The organism is Nostoc sp. (genome assembly GCF_036917455.1).
Classification (GTDB): Bacteria; Cyanobacteriota; Cyanobacteriia; order Cyanobacteriales; family Nostocaceae; genus Nostoc.
In genome coordinates, this window is the sequence record NZ_JBALDK010000255.1 from 1 (window position 1) to 6,528 (window position 6,528).

A 6,528-nucleotide genomic window follows, 5' to 3' on the forward strand; every position below is an offset into this window, starting at 1 on the left:
TAGTTGGCTTTGGCTTTCGTATCCATGATCAAATTAGCTGCCCAATGGGGATAAGTAAAATTTACCATTTTTCCCTATTCACGCAACAACGCCCTAGAGACTTAATATTAAAGATGCAAAAATCGGGATTGCATCTAGTTGTTGCTAGTTCAGCGACTTCTGAAGAACTTGACATCATGCTCAACATTGCCCAAGTAGATGACTTGCTATCGGAAGTAACTACATCCGATGATGCCGAAGTATCTAAACCTGCTCCTGACATTGTACAAGCCGCGTTGAAAAAAGGGAAAATGACACCCGATAAAGTAGTGATGCTAGGAGATTCTCCCTACGATATTGAGTCTGCTGGCAAAACAGGGGTAGGCGTGATTGCTTTGCGTTGCGGTGGCTTTAGCGATGAACAACTGTCTCAAGCGATCGCAATTTATGACGATCCAGAAGATTTACTACAGCACTATGACTCTTCTATCCTGGGCGCAAATGCTTAAATACTAGCATCTACGCATATTTCAAAAATCAAATACTAGTCCTATAGAAGCGATGACTGCTAAATTACTAAATCTGTCTCTTGAAGAAGTCAGAAAGCTAATACGTTATCAAGTTAAAAATCAATCTTGGTTAAAACCACAACCCAAACAACGCATACAAACAAAGAAAGTCGCTAAAACTGAGATGATTTCAAATACCAATTGAAATGACACGGGAGCTAAAGCAAACCCCCAAACTAGAGAAATTGTTCCAGCTAACATAGCCGCAATGCGATGAATTTCGTCTTTACTTCTCCAAGCCAACAAAGAAGTTCCTAAACCAATTAATAATAAGACTACGCTACTCATAACGATATTTATTGCTTAAAAGCTGTAATGCTAGCTATATTCCAATTCTATAAAAATCATATTTGATTTTTGAACATCGATAGACAGAAAGGGTAAAAGGGTGAAAGTAGAGTTAATCTTGCCACTTTACCAAGGATTGCCAACCATTGTGAATCCAGCCCAATAATAAGGATGGGTAAGTAATTGCTCCCCTTCATCACCACTGTTATTAGGTAGAGGCAGGCTCCCCACTGCTCCTAAACCTTGTATTTGACCATTTTTTACGTAAATCTGTCCTTTTGCCATACCTAACTGAGTCTGTCTGAGGGCTTCTGCTTTAATCCGAGATGTCCTCAAGTTTTCATAAAATTTCGTCATCAAGGCTGCTGTACCAGCATCATTAACCGACCAAAGACTGGCAACAGTAGTTTTTACGCCTGCTAGCACAGCTAAACCTGCAAATCCCAGCTCCGACTCTTCATCACCCAAAGCTGTTCTACAAGCACTCAGCACCAGCATTTCAACTTCAGGTTCATTCAAGCGCAACTGTCGTAATTGGTTCAAGCGTAACTTGTCCTCCCACAGTTGAATATAAGAATTACTCAAAGCGCCGATAGCAAAATCGGCATGGGTTGCCATGTGAATAATTCCAAAAGGTTGTTGGCGGCGGATAGTTTTGAGATTTTCTAAAGTGGCTTGCTTGTCTAACAATAATTTGCCCTGCCAGAGTTTAGACACCAGTGTTGATAACTCCAGAGGAACTGCTGGTAAAGGCTCTTGTCCCTGAGTACTCTGAGAAATGCCCATCGCTAAGACTTGAGATTTTTTAATGTCTTTATAAATGGTGTTAGTCAAGCTCAGACTAGGCATCAAGCCAATGCTATATTTTTCTATTAGAAACCCTTTGCCATTATGAAGTGCTGCCATTGGGGTTGAACGTAATCCAATATCTGGTAAAAAGACCAGATTATTGATTTCTCTTGCCTGTAAATCTGCCTCTAGTGGTGCAATAATCCAGCGATAAAGTTGTTGCGATGGACGCAAATAACCAGTGCGGCGACGGTTTTGTGGACTAACTATTTGATCGCGAAATTCTTGAGCTACTTTGAGAACTTTAGCTCTGGTTGTTTCGGGGATGCGCTTACGGATGGGGTTGCCTTTTGCAGTTACTACGACTATTTCCAGTTGATCGCTATCCTGTTCTGCTAAAGTATTTAACTGTTTGGTAAACTTTTCAGCTTTGCCTAAATTTCTCTCTGGTATTATCTCCACCGGGACAAAACTGATGTAAATAAATGCAGGTTTAACACCAGTCGCCTCCTCAATTTTACGAGCAATTTCTTTAGCATCATCTAGTGTTTTGATTCTAGGAGTAGGGATGCCTAAATGGTCGGCAAAATCATCTGTGAAATCACTTTCGGGTGTGGGATCGGTATTAATAACGGGGTTATCAATATTAGGATTATTTGGAACAGGGTTAACTGGTTTACCTGGAGTGCATTGGAATGAGCAGGGGGGAAGAGTTGGGGTAGGAGTCGGGTTAAAAGTTGGGGTAGGAATTGGAGTAGGAATTGGGGTAGGAATTGGAGTAGGAATTGGAGTAGGAATTGGGGTAGAAATCTGACTGACGTTGATTCCTACCTGTACAGGTGCAGAAGAGGAAACGCGGTCATTTGCACTAATTACAAAAGCATTTAGCGATCCGTTAGTATCTGCCGGAGGTGTGTACACTAAAGTATCGTTGCTAGATAAGGTAGTAACACCAGGGACGACGGGAAGGCCATTGACAGTGAGAGTTCCTGTATTCACTACATCAACCTGGATGGAGGTGATGTCATTATTTGCATCGCTGGCCAGTGCAGCCAAACTAGAGAATGTTAAGGTTACTGGTTGATTGGTCTGGGTATTGGGTAGCGATGAGTTTGCCTTTAATGTCGGCGGGGTGTTGACTGAAGTAATAGTGATGCCAGTTGGGGTGCCGCTAGCATCTCCGCCATTAGGTAGGACTGGGAAGTTACCCAAAGCGATGATTGAATCCCCTATATTAAGCGATCCTGCTGTACCATTGACACTTGCATCACCTACGATAAAATCCACATTGTTTGGGCCACCATCGTGTTGAATTCTGATAGTACCTCCCACAAGAGGTTGAGCATTAGTATCTCCTGCATTAGTAAAAAATCCACCAGTAGCGATCGCATCACCCGCTCCTATTCCTTGAATCAGTCCGTTGGTTAACACTTGCACATTGCCACCTTGAACAGTGTTCCCATCAACAAAATCATCGGCGATCGCCTGAGTGTTGATGTTGCTAAAACGAATATTGCTACCAGCATTATTGGTGGTCTGTAAAGTAACGTTGCCACCTGTAACATTTCCAGTCCCATCCACTTCGGTGGCGATCGCTGAGGCATTAATGCCATCATTAACGGTGATATTCTCTGTGGCAGTTAAGCTGACTGCGCCAGCTGCCCCGATAAAACTGCCGCCTCCCGTCTTAGCTACAGATGAGTTTATTCCCCCTGTGGTAATACTACCTGCGGTGGTACTAACTTGTACATTTCCACCAGTCCCTGACCCACCAGCATTATTGGAAGAAGAATTAATAGTATTTGTGAGCAGGATATTGCCTGCCGCCGTCAAAGTCACCGTTCCACCCGTGGCATTGCCAAGCCCTCCACTATCGCTAGTGTCGATCTGATTCAGGGTAATTCCACCATTGCTGCTGATGACTTGAACATTACCTGCTGAGTAGCCTTGTCCACTGGCAATAATGTTGCCTGCACTAATGTTGCCACTGGCAGACAAGTTTACATCGCCACTTCTATTGAAATTAGGAGTTGTATCTAAATTTCCCAATAACAGGCTGGCTCCCGAAATGTTTATTACTCCTCCGGTTGTCTTGATTGTGTTGGTAGGGTCAACAAAGTTTACAGAACCATTTTGTGAGGTCAGGCTGAAGCTACCACCGCCCAAGCTTAATGTAGCGACACCAGGGGTAGTTACTCCGGGTGTCGCTCCGGTGATGTTATTGATAGTAATATTGCCTGTGGCCTGTAAGTTAATATTTGCACCCGAAGCTGCGATCGCACCCCATGAAACTGTATTAGCCCCAATATCTGCATCGCCAAAGACAATATTACCTGCTGTGGCATCAAAATCACCTGTCCCTGCTGCACCATCGATAATGGTCAATGTGCTGGGGTCTAGTAATAAAGTGCCAAAGTTGCCATTGACGGCTGAAGTATCTACCAAACCGTTAAAATTTAAGAAATTTTTGCCTGATACTTCGACATTTCCACCATTGCCAACATTTGCTCCTCCACGAGCCGAAATTTTTCCAAAATACTGGGTTGTGTCGTTACCCCAAACAATTACCCGTCCACCATTTCCATTCAAATTACTATCGGCATTAATAACGGATTTTGAGTCCACATAAGTCCGATCTGCGTTAGGTAAAGTCCCCTTACCTTGATAATCTCCACCAATTAGCACAGTACCGCCGCCATTATTCCCAGAGGCGTTAATATTGGCATCAATCACCGCGACTTTTTTACCCAAAGCAGTTACAGTACCGCCTGTTTGACTGGATACATCTACTTTGCCAGAGACAACCGTTGTTCCTGGTGTTGTCGGAATTGTCACATTATCTGTTAATTTTACAGTTCCATCAGGATTAGCTGTTAACCCTGTATTACCAACTGTGAGTAATTCAGGTAAAGAGGCGATGGGAATTGTCCAGTTATTGGGTTGATTGCTACTAGAAGCGAGGGGCTGAATTTCTAGACTCAGCAGATTTCCTGGTTGACTGAGACGCACCCAATTTTGTCCCGGTACGGATGTGACAGTAATCTGTCCTCCCGGTGCTGAGATTTGCCCGGTGTTGACTACAGTTCCGCCCAATAAGGCTAAATTTTGCCCAGCCCCTACTGCCAAATTTCCAGCATTTGCGATCGCTCCTGGCTGGTTCATACTAAAAGCAAATCCATTGGGGTTTCCAACTAAAGCGGTGTAGTCATTAACACCGATAGCATTGAACCAACTGCTGCCAAAACCAATGCCATTGGCTGTTGTCGCGGTGAAAGCACCAGGTACATTTAAGCTGGCATTCGATCCAAAAACAAATCCGGCTGGATTCATTAAGAACAGATTAGCATTGCCACCTGTTACCTGAATTAAACCATTGATGACCGAGGGATTCCCGCCTGTAATTCGACCAAGGATATTTTGCAGTGTTGGACTAGCTTGAAAGTTGGCGATTTGTTCTGGTGAAATCCCAAACTGTTGAAAGCTATGGAAGAGGTTAACACCATCTCTAGAAGTTGTCCCGCCGCTGATATCAAGTCGATTTCCGTTGGGTGTAACAATTGTGTTTGTCCCATCCGCAGCAGGGACAATTTGTTGTGCTTGAGCTAATTTTGCACTTGTGGCACTTACCAGAGGCAAAATAGCTAGCACTGAAGCGGCGATTTTGTGTAGTAAAGATTTTTTTTGCCGCAATATGAAGCGACCTGCGGGCAATTCTACATCAATTTGTAACTTTTCTGCTAATCCGCGTCGCCAAAGTGCTTGAGCGATCGCCTTACCAGACCAGAGAATTTGTTCTGTTCTTTTGGTGACAGACAGGCTTTGAGAGTGATTTCGGTAGAGGTAGAGTGGATCTTTAACTCGGCGCACCTGGGCTACTTCTGAAAGTCGTAGACACAGGTCGTAATCGTAAGCAATACCACTAAAAGATGCGTTGATACCTCCCACTCGGTCGTAAACTGAACGGCGCATGAGGCGGAAGTGGAAAGTCATGAAGTTTACTAACAGACCTTCTGGGGAGTAAGGAATGTCACAGCGATGACCGTAGCCGATGACTTTGCCTTCTTCATCAATATTTAGATAGTCGGTGTAAACAAATCCCGTTTCTGGATGGCAGTTGAGGACTGTTGCGGTTTCGGCGAGGGCGGTAGGGGCTAGGATATCATCACTGTCTACAAAACCAACGTAAGTACCGCTAGTTTGACCGATCGCTGCCTTACAAGCCGCAGCAACTCCCTGATGGTGTGCTTGGACTACCCGGACTCGCCCATCTTGTTGAGCATAAGCGTGAGCGATCGCCACCGAGCCATCTGTAGAGCCATCATCCCAAATTAGTAGCTCAAAGTCTTGCCATGTCTGCGCTAAGACGCTAGCGATCGCTACTCCAAGGTAAGACTCGCGGTTGTAATTGACGATGACTATGGAGATCGGTGGTGACATCGAAGTATTCCCAAGTTTTCTACCTGTTACCACAATATAATGCTCAGGGGTATCACTTAGAATAAATTGTTGTTAATTAACACGATGTGCAACTTATTCTTAGAATCCCGCTTCCAAACCTCTCCCCCACTCCTGCTACGGTGTACACACAAGGATGACTAGTACCGCAGGGCTAAATTCAAAATTCACGCATTCAAAATTAAGATACTATAAGCGTTTCATCGATTTGGAATGGGTGGTTTATTTACGCCATGCTGTAATAGTATAGGTTTCAATTCTAGTAGTTTCGTAGGGTGCGTTATGGACACGCCGAAATAACAAATGAGTACGCCGAAATAACAAATGAGTACGCCGAAATAACAAATGAGTACGCCGAAATAACAAATGAGTATGCCGAAATAACAAATGAGTATGCCGAAATAACAAATGAGTATGCCGAAATAACAAATGAGTATGCCGAAATAAC

At 43.9% G+C, this 6,528-nt stretch carries 3 protein-coding genes; 1 reads left to right on the forward strand and 2 read right to left on the reverse strand.

Translation table 11 applies throughout. The annotated features are described in order from the left end of the window. Positions 1–488: HAD family hydrolase (locus V7K42_RS27860; RefSeq protein ID WP_334920824.1), on the forward strand; the 488-nt coding region annotated here is incomplete at its 5' end. Positions 489–608: 120 nt separating this feature from the next. On the opposite strand, the gene V7K42_RS27865 is transcribed toward V7K42_RS27860, so the two are convergent. Then, positions 609–836, reverse strand: a complete 228-nt coding sequence (locus V7K42_RS27865; protein ID WP_334920826.1) for a hypothetical protein — start codon at positions 834–836, stop codon at positions 609–611. 126 nt (positions 837–962) lie between these two features. Then, on the reverse strand, positions 963–6,062 hold the full coding sequence (locus V7K42_RS27870) for a CHAT domain-containing protein (RefSeq protein ID WP_334920828.1): 5,100 nt from the start codon (positions 6,060–6,062) through the stop codon (positions 963–965). Between the last annotated feature and the right edge of the window lie 466 nt (positions 6,063–6,528).